Here is a 292-nt window from a genome sequence, read left to right as displayed (position 1 = left end):
GTCCGGCTTATCGGATTACCTGTCATAACGGAAGCAGAGTTACCGGTTTTGCATATCCCGGACACCGTATTTACGAGGGGAAAAAGCCGCTTGAGGGACTGCCCGCAGTGTATGTGGAGAACGACAGGGAAGCATGTTCCCTGGAGGTGTATTTAGAGGACCGTCTGATCCATACAAGGCTGGTGCTAACGTATACTGTCTACAGTGATTTTCCTGTTATTGCCAGACATGCAAGGTTTGAATGCATGGAGGGCTGTGAGGGGATCCGGTTGGATCAGGCCATGTGTCTGAG

Annotated in this window: 1 protein-coding gene; it reads left to right on the top strand. The window is 51.0% G+C overall.

Features of this window, described 5'->3' with window-relative positions:
* Window positions 1-292: glycoside hydrolase family 36 N-terminal domain-containing protein (locus NE473_RS31915; RefSeq protein ID WP_305148721.1), on the top strand; the 292-nt coding region annotated here is incomplete at both ends.

The sequence above is a fragment of the Hungatella sp. SL.1.14 genome (assembly GCF_024460495.1).
GTDB lineage: Bacteria > Bacillota > Clostridia > Lachnospirales > Lachnospiraceae > Hungatella > Hungatella hathewayi.
This window is presented reverse-complemented; position numbering and strand designations above follow the sequence as displayed.